The 23,147-nt window shown below is 71.3% G+C and carries 18 protein-coding genes; 4 read left to right on the forward strand and 14 right to left on the reverse strand.

Annotated elements, in window-relative coordinates; genetic code table 11:
- Positions 1-130: 130 nt before the first annotated feature.
- Complete coding sequence (locus tag ABD366_RS16255) at positions 131-505, forward strand: cupin domain-containing protein (RefSeq protein WP_324770176.1); 375 nt, start codon at positions 131-133, stop codon at positions 503-505.
- 18 nt (positions 506-523) lie between these two features.
- Here the strand turns inward: ABD366_RS16255 and ABD366_RS16260 are convergent, their stop codons facing one another.
- Positions 524-1,522, reverse strand: a complete 999-nt coding sequence (locus ABD366_RS16260) for a DNA polymerase Y family protein (protein WP_411293739.1) — start codon at positions 1,520-1,522, stop codon at positions 524-526.
- Entirely contained in the window at positions 1,519-4,965 is a 3,447-nt protein-coding gene (locus ABD366_RS16265) for a DNA polymerase III subunit alpha (RefSeq protein ID WP_324770181.1), read from the reverse strand. The genes ABD366_RS16260 and ABD366_RS16265 overlap by 4 nt, the downstream gene beginning before the upstream one ends.
- 138 nt (positions 4,966-5,103) lie before the next feature.
- Between ABD366_RS16265 and ABD366_RS16270 the strand changes: the two genes are divergently transcribed.
- Positions 5,104-6,162, forward strand: coding sequence for a DUF3533 domain-containing protein (locus ABD366_RS16270; RefSeq protein ID WP_324770177.1), 1,059 nt, complete (start codon positions 5,104-5,106; stop codon positions 6,160-6,162).
- A gap of 573 nt (positions 6,163-6,735) precedes the next feature.
- Here ABD366_RS16270 and ABD366_RS16275 read toward each other — a convergent pair.
- From ABD366_RS16275 to ABD366_RS16320, 10 genes are all read right to left on the reverse strand, one after another.
- A complete protein-coding gene (locus ABD366_RS16275; RefSeq protein ID WP_324767857.1) occupies positions 6,736-7,818 on the reverse strand; it encodes a S1 family peptidase in 1,083 nt (360 codons plus the stop codon).
- Positions 7,819-8,106: 288 nt separating this feature from the next.
- Positions 8,107-8,955 carry a slipin family protein gene (locus ABD366_RS16280; RefSeq protein ID WP_324767858.1) on the reverse strand — a complete coding sequence of 283 codons (849 nt, stop codon included), beginning with the start codon at positions 8,953-8,955 and terminating at the stop codon, positions 8,107-8,109.
- A gap of 187 nt (positions 8,956-9,142) precedes the next feature.
- Complete coding sequence (locus ABD366_RS16285; RefSeq protein WP_324767859.1) at positions 9,143-10,045, reverse strand: S1 family peptidase; 903 nt, start codon at positions 10,043-10,045, stop codon at positions 9,143-9,145.
- 250 nt (positions 10,046-10,295) lie between these two features.
- Positions 10,296-11,036 (reverse strand): DUF1684 domain-containing protein, encoded by a 741-nt coding sequence (locus ABD366_RS16290; RefSeq protein WP_324767860.1) that lies wholly within the window; start codon positions 11,034-11,036, stop codon positions 10,296-10,298.
- On the reverse strand, positions 11,033-12,103 hold the full coding sequence (locus ABD366_RS16295; RefSeq protein WP_324767861.1) for an LLM class flavin-dependent oxidoreductase: 1,071 nt from the start codon (positions 12,101-12,103) through the stop codon (positions 11,033-11,035). Before ABD366_RS16295 ends, ABD366_RS16290 begins: the two co-directional genes overlap by 4 nt.
- 41 nt (positions 12,104-12,144) lie before the next feature.
- On the reverse strand, positions 12,145-13,116 hold the full coding sequence (locus tag ABD366_RS16300; protein WP_324767862.1) for an ABC transporter substrate-binding protein: 972 nt from the start codon (positions 13,114-13,116) through the stop codon (positions 12,145-12,147).
- A 49-nt stretch (positions 13,117-13,165) separates the two neighbouring features.
- Entirely contained in the window at positions 13,166-13,957 is a 792-nt protein-coding gene (locus tag ABD366_RS16305; RefSeq protein ID WP_324767863.1) for an amino acid ABC transporter ATP-binding protein, read from the reverse strand.
- A complete protein-coding gene (locus ABD366_RS16310) occupies positions 13,954-14,850 on the reverse strand; it encodes an amino acid ABC transporter permease (RefSeq protein WP_324767865.1) in 897 nt (298 codons plus the stop codon). The genes ABD366_RS16305 and ABD366_RS16310 overlap by 4 nt, the downstream gene beginning before the upstream one ends.
- A 53-nt stretch (positions 14,851-14,903) precedes the next feature.
- The gene (locus tag ABD366_RS16315; protein ID WP_324767866.1) at positions 14,904-16,694 is read right to left on the reverse strand and encodes an FAD/NAD(P)-binding protein; all 1,791 of its coding nucleotides are present in this window, start codon (positions 16,692-16,694) and stop codon (positions 14,904-14,906) included.
- Positions 16,691-17,539, reverse strand: coding sequence for an amino acid ABC transporter permease (locus ABD366_RS16320; protein ID WP_324767867.1), 849 nt, complete (start codon positions 17,537-17,539; stop codon positions 16,691-16,693). Before ABD366_RS16320 ends, ABD366_RS16315 begins: the two co-directional genes overlap by 4 nt.
- A gap of 546 nt (positions 17,540-18,085) precedes the next feature.
- On the opposite strand from ABD366_RS16320, the gene ABD366_RS16325 reads away from it, so the two are divergent.
- Positions 18,086-19,027, forward strand: coding sequence for an ABC transporter substrate-binding protein (locus ABD366_RS16325; RefSeq protein WP_324767868.1), 942 nt, complete (start codon positions 18,086-18,088; stop codon positions 19,025-19,027).
- Positions 19,028-19,056: 29 nt separating this feature from the next.
- Here ABD366_RS16325 and ABD366_RS16330 read toward each other — a convergent pair whose 3' ends face one another.
- Positions 19,057-20,430, reverse strand: coding sequence for a DUF5685 family protein (locus ABD366_RS16330; RefSeq protein ID WP_324767869.1), 1,374 nt, complete (start codon positions 20,428-20,430; stop codon positions 19,057-19,059).
- Positions 20,431-20,773: 343 nt separating this feature from the next.
- On the opposite strand from ABD366_RS16330, the gene ABD366_RS16335 reads away from it, so the two are divergent.
- Complete coding sequence (locus tag ABD366_RS16335) at positions 20,774-21,223, forward strand: cell division protein SepF (RefSeq protein WP_324767871.1); 450 nt, start codon at positions 20,774-20,776, stop codon at positions 21,221-21,223.
- 129 nt (positions 21,224-21,352) lie between these two features.
- On the opposite strand, the gene ABD366_RS16340 is transcribed toward ABD366_RS16335, so the two are convergent.
- Entirely contained in the window at positions 21,353-23,005 is a 1,653-nt protein-coding gene (locus ABD366_RS16340; RefSeq protein WP_324767872.1) for an MFS transporter, read from the reverse strand.
- Positions 23,006-23,147: the final 142 nt, after the last annotated feature.

Consider the following 23,147-nt stretch of genomic DNA (forward strand, 5'->3'; position numbering starts at 1 on the left):
CAGGTATTGAAACACCCTTGACGCTTTGGTCAAGCAGCTTGACGATATAGTCAAGGAGCTTGACCACTATCCATACGGTCGGCTCCCTCCCGCGTACGCGTACGCATCACCTCACACTCAAGGAGCACCCATGCCCGTAGTCCGCGCGGCGGAAGCCGTCGTCCACGAACTGCACGGCGCCCGCTTCGTCTCGTACGCCGCCCCCGGCACCGGCAGCAAGGAGCTGGCCGCCTGGCGGGGCGAGATCCCGGCCGGCACGAAGGCGCCCGCGCACACCGTCTCCCGCGAGGAGATCCTGCATCTGCTGACCGGCTCCCTGCGTCTCACGCTCGACGGCATCGCCCACACCCTCGTGCCGGGCGACACGGCGATCGTGAACGCGGGCACGACCCTCGCTGTCGAGAACCCGACAGGCACGCCGGCCACGATGTGGGTGACGACCTCGGTGGGCCTGGAGGCCGAGCTGGCGGACGGCACCCGCATCACGCCGCCCTGGGCGAACTGAGCACCTGGTTGCGCGAGTTCAGGCCGCGAGCGAGGCGGGCACGATCGCCCCCGGACCGAACCGCGCCCTGGCCCGGTCGGCCACCGCTTCCAGGACCCGGGCCCGCTCGTCCACCGGGTCGAAGGTCAACTGCCGGGACGCCGCCCCGGCGGGCCCGAGCCCCTCCGCGCGTAAGGAGATGCCCCGCACCCGGGCCCGCTGCAACCCCAGCGCCTCGTACATCCGGTACGCGGCCGTGGCCAGGGCGACGGAGTGGGCGGTCTGCTCGGGGAGCACCCGGCTGCGTACGGTCGAGGACCGGTCGGCGTAGCGCACCGTCAGGGTCAGCGAGCGGCACACCTGCCCCTCGTCCCGCATCCGGGCACCGACCTCGTCGGCCGCGGCCAGCAGCGCGCGCCGGTGCCGGTACGGGTCCAACTCGTCGCGTACGAAGCCGCGTTCGGCGGCGAGGGAGCGCGCGGCGGCGTTCGGGACGACCCGGGCGCGGTCGATGCCACGCGCCTTGTCGTGCAGCTCGCGCCCGGTCCGCGCCGTGGTGAGGCGCTGCACCGTGGACAGCGGCGCGGCGGCGAGCCGGCCGACCGTGTCGAGCCCGTACTCGCACAGGGTCCGTGCGGTGGCGGCGCCGACCCCGGGGAGCGCGCCGACAGGCTGCCCGTCGAGGAACTCCCGCACGTCACGCACCACTTGGGTCACGCCGGGCGCGGCCTCGCGCGCGGCCATCCGCGCGATCATCGGTCCGGGCCCGGCCCCGATCACGCACTCCACGCCGTGCAGGGCGACGGCGCGTACCCGGATGACGGAGGCGATCTGCCGTGCGTCGCGCCCGAAGTACCGGACGGCGCCGCGCAGATCGACGAGGGCGGTGTCGGGCGGCAGCGCCTCGACGGCCGGGCTGAACCCGGCGAGGAGGGAGAGCAGCCGGGGCAGCGACGCCTCGTGCGCGGGCGGCAGCAGGAAGCGCACGCACAGCACGCCGCCCCGCCCGTCATGGTTCTCCCGTTCCACCGCGCTCACCCCGCACTCCCCTGGCTCTGGTGCCACAGCTTGCGCCGCGGGCCCTGGCTTCCGTCTCCGGCCGGTTTCAGGTCGGCCCACGGGTTCATCACGAACCCGTTGGCCATCCGGATCCGCCGCCCGGTCCCGTCGGATCCCTCTTCGTCCTCGGCTCCGGGCGGCGGCGCGGTCATCCACCGCGCCACCTCGTCGAGGCCCTTCTCCCGGTACACCTCCGTCAACTCGGCCAGGTTCCAGGCCGCTTCGCCCACCACGCTCAGGCTGCGCGGCCCGCGCCGCTGCACCGTGCCGCGTACGAGCAGCAGCCACGAGTGGAAGACGGTGTGCGCGCACGCGGCGTGCGCGTCGTCGAAGAACGCGAGGTCGACCAGGCCCGTGCCGTCGTCGAGGGTCGTGAAGACGACCCGCTTCCCGGACCGGATCGGCGGGGTCTGGGTGGCCGCCTTGGCCCCGGCCACGAGCACGGTGCTGCCGTGCTCGGCCTCCCGCAGCCGCCGCGCCGACACGACACCCAACTCGCCGAGGAACTGTTCGTAGTCGCCCATGAGGTGCCGCGACGCGTCCATCCCGAGCACGCCGAGTTCGGCGCTGATCCGTTCCGTGTCGCCGAGGTCGGGCAGTCCGGCCGAGGCGGTGCGCCGGCCGCCGGTCAGCGGCAGCTGCTCGCCGCGCGAGCCCCGGCCGGAGCGCTGAAGCTCCGTCAGATGCAGTTGCAGATCACGGCGGTTGGCGCCGAACGCGTCGAGCGCGCCGACCTGCGCGAGCCGCGTGGCGAGGGGCCGGCTCGGCCGGGCCCGCTCCCAGAAGTCGAGCAGCGAGGCGTACGGGCGGCCCGCCGCGATCCGTTCGGCCTCCGCCTCGCTGATGCCGTACACGTCGGAGAGCGCGAGCCGGACGCCCCACTCCTCGGGAGCACCATCCTCGGACACCAGTTCGATCTGATGAGCGACCGCGGACCGGTTCACGTCCAGCGGGAGCACCGGCACCCCCCGCCGCCGCGCGTCGGCGAGCAGCAGCCGCTTCGGGTACATGCCGGGGTCGTGCGTGAGCAGCCCCGCGTAGAACGCCGCCGGATGGTGGGCTTTCAGCCACGCCGACTGGTACGTGGGGACGGCGAAGGCCACGGCGTGCGCCTTGCAGAACCCGTACGAACCGAACGCCTCCACGATCCCCCAGGTCCGCTCGATGGTCTCGGCGTCGTAGCCGCGCACCGCCGCGTGCTGCGCGAACCAGAACCGGATGCGCGCCTGCGACTCGGGGTCGGAGAGGCCGCGCCGCACCCGGTCGGCCTCGTCGCGGCCGCAGCCGGTCATGATGTCGACGATCTTGATGATCTGCTCGTGGAAGACGACGACGCCGTACGTCTCGCGCAGTGCCTCCTCCAGGTCCGGGTGCGGGTAGCGGGCCGGTGCCCGGCCGTGCCGCGCCTCGATGAACGGCCGCACCATGTCGGCGGCGACGGGCCCGGGGCGGAACAGCGAGATGTCCACGACCAGGTCGTCGAAGGTGGCGGGCTGCAGCCGTCCCACCAGGTCCCGCTGGCCCGGCGACTCGATCTGGAAGCAGCCGAGCGTCTCGGTGGACTGGATGAGCCGGTACGTCTCCGGGTCCCCCTGCTCCACGGCGTCGAGGTCCACGGACGTACCGGTCGCCCGCTCGACCTCCGCCACGGCGTGCGCCATCGCGGACTGCATCCGCACCCCGAGCACGTCCAGCTTGAGCAGCCCGAGGTCCTCCACGTCCTCCTTGTCGAACTGGGACATGGGGAAGCCCTCACCGCTGGTCGGCACGGTCGGCGTCCGGGCGAGCAGGGAGGCGTCGGAGAGCAGCACCCCGCACGGGTGCATGGCGACCCCGCGGGGCAGCGCGTCGAGCGCCTCGACCAACTCCCACAGCCTGGGGTGATCGCCGAACTCCCCGGCGATATCGCGGAGTTCGGGCAGTTCGGCCATGGCCGTGCGGGCGTCGCGGGCCCGGACGTGCGGGAACGCCTTGGCGATGCGGTCGATGTCGGCGGGGTCCATGGACAGGGCCGCGCCGACGTCACGTATCGCATGGCGCACCCGGTAGGTCTCCGGCATCGCGACGGTGGCGACGCGCTCGGCGCCGAACCGGTCGAGGATCGCCCGGTAGACGTCCAGGCGGCGCGCGGACTCGACGTCGATGTCGATGTCGGGCAGGACGGCCCGCCGCTTGGACAGGAAGCGCTCCATGAGCAGGCCGTGCTCGACGGGGTCGGCGTTGGCGATGCCGAGCAGATAGTTGACCAGCGATCCGGCGCCTGAGCCGCGTGCCGCGACCCGGACGCCCATGTCCCGTACGTCGTCCACGACTTGAGCCACCGTCAGGAAGTAGGTGGCGAAGTCGTAGTGCGTGATGATGTCCAGCTCGCGGTGGAGCCGCTCCCAGTAGAGGCGGCTCCCCGCGTGGCCGAGGCGGACCATGCCGGCCGTCGCTCGCGAGGCGAGGACGCGCTGCGCGGTGCGCCGCCCGGCGCCCACGAGGTGCGGTTCGGGGAAGCGTACGGAGCCGATCCCCAGGTCCTCCTCGGGGTCGACGCGGCAGGCGTCGGCCGTGTCACGGGTCTGTTCGAGCAGCCGGTACGCGGTGTTCCGATGGAAGCCGGCCGCCTCCACGATCCGCTCGGCCTCGCGCAGCATGGCGTCGGGCCCCTTCAGCCACCGCTCGCCGCTGTCGAGCTCCTTGGTGGGGTCGACGGGCACGAGGCGGCGCGCGGCGTCCAGGACGTCGGCGACGGGGCCCGCGCCCGGGTCGGCGTAGCGGACGTCGTTGCTGAGGACCGGGCGGATCCCCTGTTCGGCGGCGAAGCCGACGGTGCGGGCGGCCAGGCGCAGCGAGCCGGGGCCCGTCCCCGTCCGCCCGTGGTGGACGGCTTCGAGGCGCAGGGCGTCGCCGTAGATCTCGCGCCAGGGGGCGAGCAGCGCGGCCGCCCGGTCGGGGCGCCCGGCGGTGAGCGCGCGGCCCACGTCGGAGGCGGGGCCGAGCAGCACGGTGAGGCCGTCGCCGTGGTTCTCCACCCAGGGCAGACGGATGTCCTTGGGGTCGTCCCCGGCATGCGCGGCAGTGATCAGGCGGCACAGCTCGGCCCAGCCGCGGGCCCCGTCCCGGGCGAGAAAGGTGACCCGGGGTGTCGACTCGTCGATGAAGGCGCCGCCGCGCACGGGCGTCCTGCGGTGGGCGCCGCGCTCCGGGGCACCCACGGCCAGCTCGGTACCGAACAGCGGCCGCACCCCGTGCTTCGCACACGCCTTGGCGAACCGGACGGCGCCCGCGACGGTGTCCCGGTCGGTGAGAGCGAGCGCGCCCATCCCCCGCTCGGCGGCGCGCTCGGCCAGCCGCTCCGGGTGGGACGCGCCGTGGCGCACCGAGAACCCGGACACGGTGTGCAGATGCGTGAAGTCCACCGCACGCACCTCCAGCACACCTCGAGCCAATCGGATCTCACCTCCCCCACGTCCCACCATAGACCAACTTTCGAACGCGTGTACGACGACAGAAGTAGGGCACTCATTCGGCCCACCCCGCCTGCACGACGCGGACGCCCGCCGGAGCGTGGGGGCATGAAGTTCGCCGACGAGTTCAAGAACGCCGTCACTCCCCGAGCCGCGCTGCTCGTCATCGGCGTGCTCGCCCTCCAGCTGCTGTTCATCGCCTCCTACGTGGGCGCGCTGCACGATCCGAAGCCGAAGGACGTCCCGTTCGGCGTCGTCGCCCCGTCCCCCGCGGCCGCCCAGCAGACCGAGCAGCGGCTGGCGAAGCTGCCGGGTTCCCCACTGGACCCGCGGGTGGTAGCCGACGAGAGAACAGCCCGGCAGCAGATCATGGACAGGAAGATCGACGGCGCCCTGGTCATCGACCCCCGGGGCAGCACGGACACCCTGCTGGTCGCGTCCGGCGGCGGCACAGTCCTGGCCAGCGCCCTCGAATCGCTCGCCACCAAGGTCGACGGCGCCGAGAAACGGACCGTGAACCCGGTCGACGTGGCGCCCGCCTCCTCGCACGACTTCGACGGCCTCTCCGCCTTCTACCTCGTCGTCGGCTGGTGCGTAGGCGGCTACCTCTGCGCCTCGATCATGTCGATCAGCGCGGGTTCCCGGCCCACGAGCCCGCAGCGCGCCGCGATCCGGCTCGGCGCCATGGCGCTCGTCTCGATCGTCGGCGGCATCGGCGGCTCATGGATCATCGGCGACACGATCCTCGGCGCGCTGCCCGGCTCCTTCTGGGGCCTGGCCGGGCTCGGCGCGCTGGTCACCTTCGCGGTCGGCGCGATCACACTGGCCCTGGAGGAGCTGACCGGCATCGTCGGCATCGGCCTGGCCGTGCTGCTGATCGTCGTCGCGGGCAACCCGAGCGCGGGCGGCGCCTTCCCGCTGCCGATGCTGCCGCCGTTCTGGCAGGCGATCGGACCCTGGCTGCCGCCCGGCGCGGGCACCTGGACGGCGCGTTCCATCGCCTACTTCCAGGGCAACGACGTCACGCGCTCGCTCCTGGTCCTCTCAGGCTGGGCGGTCCTAGGCGTCGTGGTGACGCTGCTGGTACCGAGCGTGCGGGAGCGGCACGACGCCGGAGAGACCGGGTCGACGGGGAACGGGTCGACACACGTCGGCGTGGCGTCCTGAGCCGCTCCGACCCCGGGCCGGCGTATCAGCGGAGGTGCTGGAGAACGCGCCCGGCGCTGGGGCGCCGCCTTGCCCACCCTGCCGCCCTGGGCGGCAGACTGCCCAAGGCTAGGGCAGCTGCCCAAGGCGGGCGGGGTCAATGGCGTGCCACCGGCATCAGCCACGTACGAGACGCGCGGGTGGGGCCGGGTCGGTGTGCCACCGGCGTGCAGCCACGTACGAGACGCGCGGGTGGGGCCGGGTCGGTGTGCCACCGGCGTGCAGCCACGTACGAGACGCGCGGGTGGGGCCGGGTCGGTGTGCCACCGCAGGACTCCGCAGGCACACAATCCCGGCCCACCCGCCAACGGCGGACAACAGGCGTGGAGACCGAACCGGCCGAGGAGGTACCCCAACCCGGCCCCACCCAACCCACCCACACACGCGCCCCGCACACACGCGCCCCGCACACACGCACCCACACACGCCCCGCACCCACGCACCCACGCACCCACGCACCCACGCACCCACGCGAAACGCCCCGCCCCCCGTGGAAAAGGGGAGGCGGGGCGCCAGACGACCGGGGCCCGGTGATCAGCCGATCTCGGCACCGAAGGTGGAGAGCGCTTCCGGTACGGGCTGGAAGAACGTCTCGCCGCCCGACGTGCAGTCGCCGCTGCCGCCGGAGGTGAGGCCGAGCGCCGTGTCGCCGGCGAAGAGGGAACCGCCGCTGTCACCGGGCTCGGCGCAGACGTCGGTCTGGATGAGTCCGTTGACGATGTCGCCGTTGCCGTAGTTCACGGTGGCGTCCAGGCCGGTCACCGTGCCGTCGTGGACCTGTGTGGTGGAGCCGGAGCGGGTCACCTGCTGGCCGACGGTGGCGTCACCGGCCTTGGTGATCTGCTGCGCGGAACCGTTGTAGAGGTTCACCTCGCTGGGGTGCGGAACGTCCGCGGTGTACTTCACGAGGCCGAAGTCGTTGTCCGGGAAGCTGGACTGCTCGTTCGTGCCGATCTCCTGGCCGCTGGAGTCGGACCAGGTGGAGATGGACTCGGTGCAGTGGCCCGCCGTGATGAAGTACGGCTGGCCGTCCTTGACCACGTTGAAGCCGAGGGAGCAGCGGCCGCCGCCCCCGGAGATGGCGTCGCCGCCGGAGACGAAGGGCTTGAACTCCCCCTTGGTGCGCTGGAGTTCGGCCTTGGATCCGAGGTCGTCGACGACCTTGCTCAGTTTGTCCCAGGCCGCGCCGGTGACCGTACGGTCGGCGGTGACGACGACCTTGTTGGTAGCGGGGTCGGTGGCCCAGGAGGTGCCCGGGATCGTGGCGTCGTTCTTCAGTGTCGTGCGGGCGCTCTTCAACGCGGAGAGGGAGTTCTCCACGACTCTGGCCCGGGCTCCGGCCGCCTCGACGGCCTGCGCGGCGTCCTGGTTCAGCACGTTGACGACGAGGTGCTCGGCCTTGGCGTCGTAGTAGCTGCCCGCGGTGTCCGCGCCGAGGCTCTTCGTCAGGGACGAGGCGAGATTTCCGGCCTTCGCGACGGAAAGGGTCCGGGGCGCCGGATCCGGCGCCGAGGTGCTGGCGTTCGCAGTCTGGAAGGTGATGCCCGCGGCGGCCAGGGCGGCGATGCCCGCTCCGGCTACGGCGACACGCCGCTTGGGTATGCGTCGGTGCTTCAACTCACGTCCTCCTGTGGGGGGTTAGGAACAGGCCCGATGTGGGGGTGGACCGGATCCGTGAGGCTGACGTGCCCACTATCCCGAGCGTCACAGGGAGCACACAAGGTCGACTTCAGGACGCGCGTACGGGAACACCGGTGCGCCGTTCACCCCTCGCACGCCCCTGCCCCTCGCACGTCGGTCCCCATTGCAAACACCCTGTGCACGGGCCGGGCGGCAGAGGGTAAGGCCTAGTCCTGTCTTGAAATCGACGGTGTGGGGGGAAGGCCACAGCACCTCCGAGGCGCCCTACGGCGCGTCCTCACCCTCGGGCATGAGCTCCTTGTCGAGCTCCGCCAACTGCTGGACGGCCACCTGTGCGGCGGGTGCCGCGTCGCCCGGAGTGGCCCGCTCCAGAAACCGCAGCAGCTCCACGGGGAACGGCAGGACCAGCGTCGAGTTCTTCTCGGCGGCGACCGCCACCACGGTCTGGAGCAGTCGCAGTTGCAGCGCGGCGGGCTGGTCGGACATCACGCCGGCCGCCTCGGCGAGCTTCTTCGACGCCTGCAGTTCGGCGTCGGCGTTGATGACGCGGGCCCGCCGCTCCCGGTCCGCCTCGGCCTGCCGGGCCATCGACCGCTTCATGGTCTCCGGCAGCGACACGTCCTTGATCTCGACCCGGTCGATCTGCACGCCCCACCCGACGGCAGGGCTGTCGATCATCAACTCGAGCCCTTGGTTGAGCTTTTCGCGGTTCGACAGCAGATCGTCGAGATCGCTCTTGCCGATGATCGAGCGCAGCGAGGTCTGCGCCATCTGCGAGACGGCGAAGCGGTAGTCCTCCACCTGCACCACGGCCTCGGCGGCGTCGACGACCTTGAAGTAGATGACGGCGTCCACCCGCACCGTGACGTTGTCGCGCGTGATGCCGTCCTGCGCGGGCACGGGCATCGTCACGATCTGCATGTTGACCTTGCGGAGCTTGTCCACGAACGGCACGATCATCGTGAACCCGGGCCCGCGCACCTGCGCCCTGAGCCGGCCGAGGCGGAACACCACCCCCCGCTCGTACTGCCGGACGACCCGCGCCGCCGCCATCCCGTACACCGCTCCGGCGCAGCCGACGGCCACGCCGGCCGCCACCAGTTCCTCGACCATCTCACGGCCCCCCAGGGTCCGAAGTGGGCGCAGCAGACCTCTGCTTCGACGGTAACCCCGCCGGGGGGCGGGGCGGGAGGGCCCGGTGACAAGGAGAAGCCCCCGTCGGGCCGGATCGGCCGGACGGGGGCTCCCGCTGCTGGCTGCGGTTCAGGATCGTACGTGAGGGTTCACGGACGACGGGATGCTAGAAGACGTGCATCCCGTACGCACTGAGCGCCTCGGTGACCGGCTGGAAGAACGTGGTGCCGCCGGAGGAGCAGTTGCCGCTGCCGCCGGAGGTCAGACCATAGGCGGTGGTGCCGCCGTAGAGCGCGCCGCCGGAGTCGCCGGGCTCCGCGCAGACCGTGGTCTGGATGAGGCCGGAGACCACGTCGCCGCCGCCGTAGTTGACGGTGGCGTTCAGGGCGGTGACCCGGCCGCTGTGGATACCGGTGGTGGAGCCGCGCCGGGTGACCGTGGTGCCCACGGACGGCGTGGCCGCACGCGTGATGTCCTGGCTGCCGACGGTGCCGGACTTGGTCACCGAACCGGTGATCTTGATCAGGCCGTAGTCGTTGCCGGGGAAGCTGGACCCGGCGGTGGAGCCCAGGACCGTGGAGTGCCCCGAGTTGGTCCACCAGGTGCCCGCGCCGTCGGTGCAGTGCCCGGCCGTCAGCGCGTAGTAGTTACCGGCGCTGTCCTGGACGTTGAAGCCGAGCGAGCAGCGCCAGCTACTCGCATAGATGGCGTCGCCGCCGGAGATCAGCTTCTTGAAGGTGCCGGCCGTACGCTCGATCTTGAGCGCTCCCGCGGTGGCGCCGGCCTCCTTCTTGATCTGGGCGATCTCGGCCTGCGAGACCGTGCTGTCCACGGTCACGACGACCTGCTTGGTCTTCGCGTCGACCGTCCACGCCGTACCTGCGATGTCGGCGCCGAGCACCGCATCACTGGTCCGGGCAAGTTCGGTGGCGCTGAAGGCCTGGGGAGCTTCGGCGGCCTGCGCCGAGGGGGCGGCGAAAGCGGCCGCGGCAAGGAAGCCGGTACCCGCGGCGATCAGCCGGGTCCGTCTCGCTATGCCACTGCGAGGGGTGGTGCGCTTGATCCTCACTGTTCGTTCCTCCCATGGGGAAGTCGGGGGCCCGCGTGGGGTGGGGGCCCGTGAGGCGCAGCCAGGGGGAAGAGTGCCCGGATTCCGAACACGCCGTGCCCCTGACAAGCGCTGTTCGGGAGTATTCGGCGAGTCGGCTGATCGGCACAAGGGCGCCTTTGAGACTTCGGCCACATCTCCGCATACACGACGGCATGCCCCGACGGCTTCCCTCGTACAGGGGTACGCCGTCGGGGCTCGGCTCCTTCCGTCAGACGGACCGGGCGGCCGTCAGGTTCCGTTCGCCCGCCTCGACGCCCACCGAAAGCGTGTTGCCCGGGGGCGGGAAGGGGCAGATGAAGTGGTCCGCGAAAGCACAGTTGGGGAGCACGGCGCGGTTGAGGTCGACGGTGGTCCTGCCCTGGTCATCGGGGGCCTGCGGGTACAGGAAACGGAACCGGAACGTACTGCTCCCACTGGTCGCGTCGGCGAACACGGCCCACAGCCGGCCGTCCCCCTGCCGCGCCACCTTCAGCACCTGCTCCTGTCCGTCGAGCGTGAAGGACAGCTCTCCGGCGAGCCCGAGCCCGCGCTCCTTGCCGTCGGCGTTCTCCACCCGGATCTCGCGCGCGGTGCCGTACGGAGCGAAGCGGCCCTCGACGGACCAGCGCGGGTCGTACGGGCCGGCGTCGATACCCCGGAAGGCCGTTCGGGTGGGCGCCGCCGGGTCGAAATCCCGTACAGCCCATAGGCCTTCACGTGCGATGACGACGAGCCGCCGCCCCCCGAGGGACACGGTGTCGTCGGCGGCGAGCCGTGTCTGTTTCCCGTCCAGGTTGTGCACGATTGCGTCACCGGCCACACGCCACTCCCCCGGGATGGCCGGAAGTCGGCCCTCCGGATGGTCGTCGAGCCAGTGGGTGCCGGCGAGGGAGAGGGGCCCGTGGGGCGCGGAGACGGCGGCGACCCGCTCCTCGTGCCACTGCTTCCAGAGATCGGCGGCGTCACTCATGCCGTGGTCCTTTCGTAGTGCGGTGCCGGCGTGCGCAGCCCGAGGTGCTCCCTGAGCGTGCTGCCCGGGTAGAACGTGCGGAACAGGGCGCGGTGCTGGAGCAGCGGCACGGTGCCGTTGACCAGGCGCTCCAGGTCGCGGCGCGGGTCGAGCGGCGTCAGGTGGAAGCCGTCGACGGCGCCCGCGCGGTGCCAGTCGGTGATGAGGTCGGCGAGGTCGACGGGCCCGCCGCGGTACAGCGGGCCGTCCTCGGTGGGCAGCGGGCCGCCGCCGTGGCCGGGCTGGGCGGCGCACTCGCCGCCGCCGAGGTCGATCCGCAGGGCGGCGAGGACCCGCAGCGCCTCCGGGTCGCGCCCGTGCTCGGCGGCCCGGCGCCGCAACCCGCCTGCTAACGCGCCCAGTTGGTCCGGATCGTGCACGGCCACGAGGGCGACGTCGGCATGCCGGGCCGCGATGTCGTACGCGTACGGCCGGGTGGCGTCGATGACGACGACGGGGTGGCCCTGTGGCGGACGCGGCACGATGGACGGGCCGCGCACGGAGAACGTCCGTCCTTCGAAGTCGACGTGGTCCAGCTTCTCGCGGTCGACGAACCGTCCGGTGGCGGCGTCCCTGATCTCCGCGTCGTCCTCCCAGCTGTCCCACAACTTGCGGGCCACGTCGACGACTTCACCGGCCTCGTGCCACAGGTCGGCGGGCGCGGCGGCGTCCCCGCGCCCGAAGAGCCGGGCCTCGTCCTCGCCGAGCGAGACGTCGGGCCGCCAGCCGGCCCGGCCGCGGCTCACCCGGTCGAGCGTGGCGACGGCGGCCTGCACATGGAAGGGCTCGGTGTGCGTGGTGGTGACGGTCGGCACGAGCCCGACGCGGGAGGTCCGCGGGGCGATCCTGGCCAGCACGGCGAGGCTGTCCGGGCCCGGGGCGGCGAAGGTGTCGTGGAGCGTGACGAAGTCGAGCGCCCCGTGCTCGGCGAGCCGGGCGAGCTGGAGGTGGGGCTCGGCGTCATAGGTGCCGGGCAGGTCGACGGCCGCGGCGAGATGCAGCAGGCCCCGGCCTGGTTGGCTGGTCATGGGTGGGAAACCTTTCGGCAGGACAGGAGGGTGGAGGAGGGCTACGGCTTGGGCAGGCCCTTGGGGTTGATCTCCGACTTCGGGACGGCTTCGCCCGACAGGCCCCAGCGCTTCAGCACGCGTGCGTACGAGCCGTCCTCGATCACGTGGTTCAGGGCGGCCGCATAGGCGTCGACGAGCCCGCTGCCCTTCTTCGTGGTCGCGGCGATCTTGCCCTGGACGAGGTCGCCGCCGCCCGAGATGGCACCGATGATCTGCGACTGCCCGGCGGACGCCACGTGGTAGGAGACGGACGGGCTCGGGCCGAGGTAGCCGTCGATACGGCCGGACTGGAGCGCCAGGTAGTAGTCCGTGTCCTTCTGGAAGTACTTGATGGTGACGGGCTCGCGGCCGGCCTTCTCGTTCTGCTTGCTCCAGTCGACGAGGATCTTCTCCTGGTTGGTGCCGGAGGCGACGGCGATGGTCCTGCCCGCGACGTCCTCGGGCCCCTTCACCCGCCAGCTCGTGCCCTTCTTCGCCTCGAAGGCGATGTTGTCGAGCCGGTACGTCGCGAAGTCGTACTTCTCCTTGCGCTCCTCGGTGACCGTCACGTTCGAGAACACCGCGTCGAACTTCCCGCTGTCGAGCCCGACGAACAGGTTCTCCCAACTCACCTGCTCCTGCGCGGGCTTGAGGCCGAGCGTGTCGGCGACGAGCGTGGCTATGTCGAGTTCGGAGCCGATCCGGGTCTTGTCGTCGGTGGCGAAGAAGCCGAGCGGTGGTGAGGCGTCGGCGCTGCCGCCGAGCCGCAGCGTGCCGCGCTTGCGGATCGCCTCGGGCACCAGGTCCGCGATCGTGTCGACCTTCTTGCCGCGGATGCGGTGCTGGTCGGGCCCGATGTTGACGCTGCCGACCTTCTTCGTGCCGCCGCTCCCGGTGGTCGTGGCGGCGCCGCTGTCACCTCCGCAGGCGGCGATCAGCGGGGAGAGGGCGAGCGCGGCGACGGAGGCGGCGAGGGTGCGACGGGACAGCATGGACGTACTCCTGAGGTGCGTGCTTCACGGGCGGGTTGAGGGGAGAGACTCAGAGGACCTTCGACAGGAACGCCCTGGTGCGTTCCTCGCGCGGCGCGTCCAGTACGGAGCCGGGGGCGCCCTGCTCGACGATGCGGCCCTCGTCCATGAAGACGACGGTGTCGGCGACCTCGCGCGCGAAGCCGATCTCGTGCGTGACGACGATCATCGTGGTGCCCTGGTGCGCCAGGTCCTTGATGACGTCGAGGACCTCACCGACCAGCTCCGGGTCGAGCGCGGACGTCGGCTCGTCGAACAGCAGCAGCTTCGGCTCCAGGGCGAGGGCCCTGGCGATGGCGACGCGCTGCTGCTGGCCGCCGGAGAGCTGGCGGGGGTACGCGTCGGCCTTGTCGGCGAGCCCGACCCGGTCCAGGAGCCGGCGGGCGCTCTCGGTGGCCTGCGCGCGGGGCCGCTTGAGCGCGGCGACGGGCGCCTCGATGACGTTCTCCAGGACCGTGAGGTGCGGGAAGAGGTTGAAGTTCTGGAAGACGAAGCCTATGTGGGTGCGCTGCTTGAGGACCTCGCGCTCGCGCAGCTCGTACAGCTTGTCGCCGGAGCGGCGGTAGCCGACGAGCGATCCGTCGACGCTGATCCAGCCGCTGTCGACCTTCTCCAGGTGGTTGATGGTGCGCAGCAGCGTCGACTTGCCGGAGCCGGAGGGGCCGAGCACGACGGTGACCTCGCCCGCCCTCACCTCCAGGTCGATGCCGCGCAGTACTTCCAGCGAGCCGAAGCTCTTGTAGACGGCCTTGATGTCGACCATGGCGGGTGCGATGGCGGTTTCGGAGGCGGGGGCGCTCATGGGGTCGTGCCTTTCGCGAAGTGGCGTTCCACGTAGTGCTGGAGTACGGAGAGCGCGCTGGTCAGGAGGATGTACCAGGCGGTGGCGACCATCAGGAGGGGCACGACGCGGCCGTTGCGGCCGTAGATGACCTGCACCTGATAGAAGAGTTCGCCGATGGCCATGACGGAGACGATCGAGGTGCCCTTGAAGAGGGAGATGACCTCGTTGGCGGCGTTCGGCAGGATCGAGCGCATCGCCTGCGGCAGCACGATCCGGCGGATCTGGCGCAGACGCGGAATGCCGAGGGCTGCCGCGGCCTCCAACTGGCCGCTGTCGACGGCGAGTACGCCACCGCGCACGATCTCCGCGGCGTACGCGGCCTGGTGCAGGGCGAGACCGAGGACGGCGGCGCTCATCGCGCCGACCAGGCCCATCGTGTCGAAGGAGAAGAAGCCGGGCCCGAAGGGGATGCCGAACTGCAACTCCTTGTACAGATACGCCAGGTTGAACCAGAACAGCAGCTGCACGATCAGCGGGATCGAGCGGAACGCCCAGATGTAGCCGAACGCCACCGTCTTCAGGAACCGGCTCTGCGACAGCCGCATGAAAGCCAGGACGATGCCCAGGGCGAAGCCGAGCGCCGTGCCGTAGAAGGTGAGCTGGAGGGTCGTCCAGACGGCCTTGAGGATGACGTCCGCGGTGAAGAACTCCGCGAACACCTCCCATTCCCAGCCGGCGTTGGTGACCAGACCGTGGACGAACTGGGCGAGCAGTACGACGGTCGCGGCGATGGCGACCCAGCGCCAGGGGTGGCGTACGGGGACGACTGTGAGCTGGGCGTAGTCGGTGGCGGGCGGTGCCGTGGCGACTTCGTCGCTCTTCTGCAGGGGTGGATCACTGGTCAGCGGCATAGGGGTACCTCAAGAGATCAAGACTGCACGAGGGATACGGGGACGGACGCTGCTCAGGCCGCGGTGGCGCGACAGGAGAGGTCGCGCAGGAACGCGAGGACCGCGCGCGCGGTGGCGTCGTTCTGCCGGAAGGACGGGCTGTTCGTGCGCGGCCGGGTGAAGGCTCCGGCGCCGCGCGCGTTCGTGTGCGGGCCCAGGGCGAAGCGGCGCGGGTGGGCGCTGCCGTCGCGGTGCAGGACGCGCCCGTCGTCCGGGTCCACGGCAAGGAGTCCCGCGGGGGTCGACACGGCCCCGTCCTCGTACAGCTCGCGCAGCAGCCGGTCGCGGGTGCGGGCGAGCGTGGGCTGCGGCAGGCGGGCCTCGACGAGGGCGCGGGCCTCGACGACGTGGCCCGGCACGGTGGCGCCGGTGGCGCGGAAGACCCCGTCCTCGGCGCTGACCCGCATGCCGGCGCCGACGAACTTCACGACGCCCGCGCGGGACAGCGCGAGCAGTTGGCGCAGCCGGGGTCCGGGCGGCCCGGAGGCCAGGAAGCTGAAGAAGCCGTGCCACCAGTCGCCGATGTCGCCGAGCCGCACGACCTGCCCGTACACGGAGAGAAGACCGAGGAAGACGGCGAGGTCGGGGCTGTGTGCCGGGTCGTGGCGGCGCTCCAGGTCGGCGGTGATGTGGGCGCGCAGTCCGTCCTGGAGTTCCTCGTACGAGGTGTGCCGGACCCCGTCGAGGGGGTGGTCGAGGGTGGCGAGGTCGAGCCGGTCGGCCGGGTCGGGCACGGCGGACGCGACGAGGGCCCCGAGCTCGGCGCCGAGCGGGGTGGCGGCGGCGTACTTCTCCTCGAAGTCGGCCCAGGCCATGGCGGTGCGCCCGGGGTGCGCGGTGAACAGGCGGTGGTAGTGCGCGTACCCGAGCTCCTTGTCGATGAGCGGCCACACATCGGCGCGGAAGTCGAACCCGCCAGGCTTGGCGAGGAGTTCGTCGATCTGCGCGGGCCCGAGGAAGCGCGGCAGCGGCGGCCGCTCCCCCGCCGCCGCGTCCCAGTCGTAGCCGATCTTCGAGTGGTAGGGCACGCCGCGCCGCGATCCGACGTGGAGCACGGGCTCGCGGCCGGAGGGGACGTAGCGGTCGCCCTCGTAGCGGCCGCCGCGTCCTTCGGTGAGGAGCACCATGAGGTCGACGAAGGCGAGCCCGAATCCGCGCACGAGGACGTCCTGGCCGGGCGCGAGCGCGCTCAGGTCGGAGTCGGCGGTGAAGTCCGGCGGCAGATGGACGAGCCCGTGCCGCTCGGCGTACGCGGCCAACGCCCGCTGCTCGTCGTCGAGTTCTGCGTCGAGGTGGCCCTGGGCGAGGACGACGACATCGGCGAGCAGGGGCCGCGGGCGGTCCTCCAGCCACACCTGCTGGCGTCCGTGGCGCGGCCCGCCGACCCGCAGCGCACGCCGCGCGTGATGGTGGACGACGACCCCGTCGGGCAGGCCGGCGACGGCCTTCTCGTACACCCAGCGCAGATAGCCGCCCTGACTGCGCCGGTCGGCGAAGACCCGCCCGTCGATCCCGGCCCACTCGTGCAGGGCGGGCCCGGGCAGCACGGGTCCGTCGACCTGCACGGTGTCGTCGGTGAACATGGTGACGTCCTGGGCCTGCGAGTTCATCCACAGCAGCGGTGACTGCTCGCGCCGCCAGATGCGTCCGCCGCCCGGCGGGTACGGGTCGACGAGGTGCACGTCCAGCTCCAACGGTCCGGCTTTCTCCCGGGTGTTGGCCGCGATGCGTTCGAGGATGCCGGTTCCCCGCGGCCCGGCGCCCACGATCACCAGGGACTGCCGGCCGGGCCGGCCCGTGCTCATCGCGTCGTCCCGCGCGCGTAGTGCCGCTCGATGTAGTACTGGCCGACGCTGAGCAGCGAGGTGACGACGATGTACCAGATGGTGGCGACGAGGAGCAGCGGAATGACTTGGTACGTGCGGTGGTAGACGAGCTGGGCCGAGTACAGCAGGTCCTGGACGGCGATGATGCTGACGATGGAGGTGCCCTTGAGGGTGCCGATCAGCATGTTCCCGGCCGGCGGCACGATGGAGCGCATGGCCTGCGGGAGCACGATCCGCCGCCAGCGCCGCAGCCGGCTGAGTCCGAGCGCCTGGGCGGCCTCGATCTGCCCGCGTTCGACGGAGAGGATGCCGCCGCGCACCACCTCGGCGGCGTACGCGGCCTCGTGCAGGGTCAGCCCGATGATGGCGACGGTGACGGGACCGAACAGGTCGACGGTCTTCACGCCGAGGATCTTCGGATACAGGGCGCCGATGTTGAACCAGAACAGCAGCTGCACCAGGATCGGCATCGACCTGAACAGCCATACGTACCCCCAACTCACCGCGCGCAGAACGGGGTTGGCGGAGAGCCGCATGACGGCGAGCAGGGTGCCGATGGCGAAGCCGAGCGCCATGACGAGCGCCGTCAGCCACAGGGTGAGCCCGAGTCCGCGCAGCACCGACGAAGAGGTGAAGTACTGCCCGACGACGTCCCACCGGAAGGCCTCGTTGCGCAGGACCGAGTTGACCGCGAGGCCGAGCAGGACGAGGACGAGGGCCGCGGCGACCCATTGGCCGGCGCGGCGCTGCGGGACGATGCGTGGCACGGCGGTGGCGGCGGGCGGGGCCGAGGGCGGGATTTTGGCGAGGGTGTCTGAGGACATGAGAAGGCTCCGTGACGCTGGACATCCAGCGCGGTCTTGCCTTCACGCCTGTGGTGCGCACACCTGTCGTCCGTACGTCCGTCGTCCGTACGAACCCGGCACCGGAGCCCCTCAGCAGCGGTACCGACCCTGAGAGTACGGGGCTGTTCGCCTGCCCTGTCAAGGGTGTCCAGAGTGTGAGCCGTACGTCTCAAGTGAGTTGACGCCGAAACGGATGCCTGTTCCACTTGTGCCCATGCATCCGCAGCAGTGGCTGGTCACGCGCTCCCACATCGACTTCGGTCGAGTGTGGTCCGCGTCCTGTTGATGCCCTTCTGACGCCTTCTGTGCGCGTCACCCTTCTTTGAAGACGCCCTTCTCGTGAGCGAGGACGCGTCTCGTTCGCGCCTCTCTTTCCTCTCCTTCTTCACGCGTCCCGGTACGCGCTGTTCCTGCTTCCTGCTGTTCCGCGTACCCACCCGCGCCTTCACCCTGCCGCACCCTCCCCTCCCCTCGCCCCGCTCCACCCTGCGTGCCAGTCATCACCGAAGGGCAGAACCCCACCCCATGCGCACCACATCCCTGACCTCGGCGTTCGCGCTGATCACCGTCGCCGCCCTCGGTCTGACCGCCTGCGACTCGGGTGGCGGCGCCGACGACGCGGCGCCCGCAGCCGCCGAGAACGCCGAGATCCCCACGACGGATGTGGTCTCGGCCGTCACGAAGGACCCGTCGGCGGCCGGGCTGCTGCCCGCCGACGTCCGCAAGAGCGGAAGCCTCAAGATCGCGGTGAGCGTCGGCGGTTCCCCGCCCAACTCGACGTATCTGCCCGACGGAAAGACGATCGTCGGCCAGGACATCGACTTCGCGAACGCGGTCGGCAAGGTGCTCGGCATCGAGCTGGACCAGGAGGTCGCGAGCTTCGAGGCGATCCTGCCGGCCCTCGACAGCGGCAAGTACGACCTGGGCACGGGCAACTTCGGCGTCACGGACGAGCGCCGTAAGACGATCGACTTCGTCACCTACATCAACGACGGCCAGGGCTTCGCCGTCCGCAAGGACAGCGACCTGAAGAAGGTCACGGACCTCAAGCAGCTGTGCGGGCTGAACGTGGCGACGGGCGCGGGCACGACCTTCGAGGCGACCCTGGAACAGAACAAGGGGATCTGCGAGAAGGCGGGCAAGAAGGCGTACGACGTCAAGACGTACTCCGAGTCGAGCGCCGTCTGGTCCTCGCTCCAGCAGGGCCGCTCCGACGTGGTGATGAGCACGATCAACGGCCTGCGGTACGCGGTGGCGCAGCAGGAGGGCCTGAAGTTCCTCAACGAGTTCCACCGCCTGGACGTCGGCTTCGCCTTCAAGAAGGGCACGCCGCTGGCCCCCGCGTTCCGGGCCGCGGTGAACAAGCTGATCGCGAACGGCACGTACGGGAAGATCCTGAAGAAGTGGGGCACGACCCCGTCAGCGGTCGACACGTCCCGGATCTCCCCGCCGGAGATCAAGGACTGACACACCACCGTCCGTCAGCCGCCGCGCCCTCACAGCCCACAGTCACAGCACGAACAACACTCACAGCACTCGCACGCCTCACAGCAGGAGCAGTCACAGTTGCAGCAGTTGCTGCAGAACCCCTCCCGCTTCTTACGGGACCAGGGCCCCTCGAACTCGTCCGCGCAGCACACCTGGCAGGTGCAGCACAGCCCGATCGCGACGGCGCACCCGGCGAGCAGCCCCCGCTTGCCGGGCTTGGGCGGCTGGGAGAACGGCCCGCCCCCACCGCCGAACCCTCCGGGACCACCGGGGCCGCCGGGGCCGCCCGGGTTGCCGCCCCCGTAGGGATTGTTGGAGGTGTACGCCCCTGAGCCGGCCGGCACATAGGGGCTGCCCGCCGCGCCGGTCGGCACCCAGCCGTCCGGCGCGCCGCCCTGCTGAGGCGTGGACGCGGAGGCGGAGTGCGCGCCGTGGCCCAGGAAACCCGTACCCGTACCCGTATCCGCGCCCGCGGACTGGGGCGTCGACGCCGCAGCGGAGTGCGCCCCATGACCTGCGGCGCACGCCGCCGTCCCGAAGGCCCGGTCCACCGACCGCCCCAGCTCGTGCGCGAGCAGCAGATGCGCCAGCTTCCCGTCCACGAAGTCGATCTCGCGCAGTGCGAGCCGGATGCCGCGCACGGCGTCGTCGGCGAGCCGCCGCGCCTCGTCGAGGCCGGTCCCGGTGGCGGTCAGCGGGTTCCAGGCGCCGGCGGCGGCATCGGCGGAACGGTCCTCGACGGCGTCCAGGAGATGGGCGAGCCGGCCGAACAGCCGGCCGGCCTCGGCGAGCGGTCCGGCGTTGCCCGGCCGTCCCGCGAGCCGGGCGGTGTGGGCGAACGCCGCGGCGGTCGCGGTCTCGGTCGGTTCGGTCACGGTCAGCACGGAGGTGCCGGGCCCGGCCAGCGACTCGATCCCGGTCTGCCGTTCGACGGCGTCGACGAGCACCGCCGTGTCGAACCCGACGTCGGATCCGGTCCGGGCCCCGGCTCTGCCCCAGCTCGCGGCGACCTTCCGCGCGGCGGCGGCCACCGGTCTGCGGGCGAACAGCCCGTCCCGGTCCTCGACATGGTCACGCACCTTCGCCGAGGCGAGGACCAGGGAGACGGCGGCGGCCAGGCGCGCACCCTCGCCCTGTGCGACCGACGCGGTCCGCATCCCGCGCAGCGGGCAGGGCCCGGCCTGTCTGCGGCGGCCGTCGGCCCGCTCGGACTGAGCGTCTGTCAGAACCGAGATCAGCAGGCCGTCGTAGTTCGTGACGACCCGGGCGAACTGCCCGTGGTCGCCGCGCAGCGCCAGACACAGCCCGCAGAGGTGTGCCATCCACTGGGCCTTGAGGCCCTCACCGAGCCGATGGCTGCACGGCCGGACAATTCCGAACAAGGCGACTCCCCCGTACGCCGGATGACGGCCCGTCAACAAGTCGACACGCTGTGTCGATCCGAAAGGGCCAGGAACGATCGCATCGTATCGACCCACCGGGGCACTCTTCGTTCACCCGTACGTACCTGGCGTCACCCAAACGCCGCGAACAATCATATTTCACTTCCTGTCAGCAGCCTTTACCCGTACAGCCCTTGGGAACAACGGGACAACACCGTGTTGACTGTGCACCAGTACCGTCACGAAAACACCGCGCGGCGACTATCCACTTGGCGCCGGATCAGCATCATGGACGACGATAGGGATACAGAACGCAGAGGAACCGCTGTGAGAGGAGGCGTCCATGGGATCGGTACGCAAGGCGAGTGCCTGGCTTGGCCTCGTCGACGACAACGATGACGAGCGTTACTACGACGACGACTACGACGAGGGGCCCGAGCCCGCTGCTGCCGGCGCGGCCGCCTGGGTGACGGACCCGCGGGTGAAGGTGGCCTCGGAGGAGGCCGAGGAGGAAGGCCGCCGCATCGGCACCGTCACCCCGGACAGCTTCCGGGACGCACGGCGGATCGGCGAGATGTTCCGGGACGGCGTCCCGGTCATCATGAACCTGACGGCGATGGAGCCCTCCGACGCCAAGCGCGTCGTCGACTTCGCGGCGGGGCTCATCTTCGGCCTGCGCGGTTCGATCGACCGGGTCGCCACCCGGGTCTTCCTGCTGACCCCCGCGGACACGCAGATCGTCTCCGGCCGCGAGGCCCGGACCCAGCCGGATGGTTTCTTCAACCAGAGCTGAGGCGCTCCGCTCGGGACACCGGTCCCGGGTGGACGCCCGGCGCCCTTCCCGCCACGTGTGGCTCTGAGTTTCGGGCGGGTGGGTGGGCGAACTCGCACGGCCGCAGGCCGTGCGCGCCACCCACGGCGATCAGCCGACCGACGACCGGGCCCGCGAGGCCCCCGGCTCCGCGGCAGCCCCCCGCTCCGCGGCGACGTCCGGGACATCCGACTCCGCATCGCCCGCCGCAGGCGCCTCGCACTCCATGCGCCGCGGCAACCGCAGCGCGGCCACCGCGCCGAGGAGCAGCAGCACGGCGCTGACGACCAGCGTCACGTGCAGCCCGTGCACGAACGCCGCCCGCGCGGCATCCCGCAGCGCCTCTCCCGCCCCGCCCCCGAGCCGCGCGGCGACCTGGTACGCCTCCCCCAGCGAGTGCCCGGCCGCGCCGCTCGCCGCCCCGGAGACTCCTTGTACGTGGGTGAGCCCGGGCGCGTAGGCCGCGTTCATCACGGAACCGAGCAGCGCGATGCCCATGCCCGCGCCGAGCTGGTACGACGTCTCGCCGATCGCGGCCGCGCCACCGGAGTCATCGGCCGGAGCCTCGGTCAGCATCGACTCGTAGGCCCCGAACAGCGTGGACTGGAAGCCGAAGCCGAGGAGGACGAACCCGGTGCCGAGCAGCCACGGCCGGTCGTGCTCGCCCATCAGGCAGAGCAGCAGCACGGCGCAGGCGGTGAGCGTGAACCCGCAGCTGACCATGGCGCGCGGCCCTATCCGCCGCAGGGTCGCGGAGCCGATGACACCGGCGACCATCGCCGCGAAGGTCAGCGGCAGCATCCGCAGACCGGTCTCCAGCGGGGTCATCTCGAGGACCAGTTGCAGATACTGGACGGCGATCAGCTCGAGGCCGACCAGGGCCAGCATCGCGATGACTATGCAGCCGACGGACGTGGAGAACGCGGCGCGGGAGAACAGCCGCATGTCGATCAGCGGGTGCTTGCGCCGGCGCTGTCGGCGGACGAACAGCACGAGGAGCGCCAGGCCCGCGAGGAACGGCAGGACGGCGCCCGCGTCGAGCAGGTCGCGGTCGATGCCGAGTTCCTTGATGCCGTAGACGACACCGAGCACCCCGAGCGCGGCGAGCAGCGCGCCGAACAGGTCCCAGGGCCCGTCCGCGCGCCCCTTGGACTCGGGCACGAGGATCCGGCAGAGCGGCAGCATGATGGCCATCAGCGGGATGTTGATGAGGAAGACGGAGCCCCACCAGAAGTGCTCGACGAGGAAACCGCCGAGGACGGGTCCGGTGGCGGCGCCGATCGCGGCGACCGCGGTCCACACGCCGATGGCGACGGCCCGCTCGTTCCGGTCGGGGAAGACGTCCCGCAGGATCGACAGGGTCGCGGGCATGATCATCGCGCCGCCGATGCCGAGCAGGGCGCGGGCGAGTATCAGTACCTGGGCGGAGTCGGCGAAGACGGCGAGCGCGGAGGCGGCGCCGAACAGGCCGTAGCCGAGCAGCAGGATCCGTCTGCGGCCGACGCGGTCGCCGAGGGTGCCGAACAGGATCAGGAGCGACGCGCAGATCAGGGGGTAGGCGTCGCCGATCCAGAGGAGTTCGACGGAAGTGGGCCGCAGCTCCTCGGTGACCGAGGGCAGGGCGACGTAGAGGATGGTCGAGTCGAGGGCGACCAGAAGCAGGCTTGTGCACAGCACCACGAGGACGACCCAGCGGTTCGTGCGGATTCCTGTGGCGGCCAGTCGATCGCGCAGGCGTCCGGTGGCCGTGCTCGTCCCGGACATGTGCGTACCTCCCAAGGTTCCTCGCGTTCGGCGGATCCGCGGGCTGGGGGTGCCCACGGTCTTCGGCCCGGGAGGAGCGGTCTCCCGGCCCCGCTACGAAAGGCGAGTGAGCCGTCAGAGTACGCGAGTTCAGGCCAGTGGT

Origin of the sequence: Streptomyces kunmingensis (genome assembly GCF_039533535.1) — a bacterium.
Lineage (GTDB): Bacteria > Actinomycetota > Actinomycetes > Streptomycetales > Streptomycetaceae > Streptomyces > Streptomyces kunmingensis.

Coding starts and splice junctions, on each gene's coding strand:
- ABD366_RS16255 (WP_324770176.1), top strand. CDS start 131: ATGCCCGTAGTCCGCGCGGCGGAAGCCGTCGTCCACGAACTGCACGGC.
- ABD366_RS16305 (WP_324767863.1), bottom strand. CDS start 13,957: ATGAGCGCCCCCGCCTCCGAAACCGCCATCGCACCCGCCATGGTCGAC.
- ABD366_RS16270 (WP_324770177.1), top strand. CDS start 5,104: ATGAAGTTCGCCGACGAGTTCAAGAACGCCGTCACTCCCCGAGCCGCG.
- ABD366_RS16290 (WP_324767860.1), bottom strand. CDS start 11,036: ATGAGTGACGCCGCCGATCTCTGGAAGCAGTGGCACGAGGAGCGGGTC.
- ABD366_RS16315 (WP_324767866.1), bottom strand. CDS start 16,694: ATGAGCACGGGCCGGCCCGGCCGGCAGTCCCTGGTGATCGTGGGCGCC.
- ABD366_RS16295 (WP_324767861.1), bottom strand. CDS start 12,103: ATGACCAGCCAACCAGGCCGGGGCCTGCTGCATCTCGCCGCGGCCGTC.
- ABD366_RS16335 (WP_324767871.1), top strand. CDS start 20,774: ATGGGATCGGTACGCAAGGCGAGTGCCTGGCTTGGCCTCGTCGACGAC.
- ABD366_RS16325 (WP_324767868.1), top strand. CDS start 18,086: ATGCGCACCACATCCCTGACCTCGGCGTTCGCGCTGATCACCGTCGCC.
- ABD366_RS16320 (WP_324767867.1), bottom strand. CDS start 17,539: ATGTCCTCAGACACCCTCGCCAAAATCCCGCCCTCGGCCCCGCCCGCC.
- ABD366_RS16280 (WP_324767858.1), bottom strand. CDS start 8,955: ATGGTCGAGGAACTGGTGGCGGCCGGCGTGGCCGTCGGCTGCGCCGGA.
- ABD366_RS16340 (WP_324767872.1), bottom strand. CDS start 23,005: ATGTCCGGGACGAGCACGGCCACCGGACGCCTGCGCGATCGACTGGCC.
- ABD366_RS16300 (WP_324767862.1), bottom strand. CDS start 13,116: ATGCTGTCCCGTCGCACCCTCGCCGCCTCCGTCGCCGCGCTCGCCCTC.
- ABD366_RS16310 (WP_324767865.1), bottom strand. CDS start 14,850: ATGCCGCTGACCAGTGATCCACCCCTGCAGAAGAGCGACGAAGTCGCC.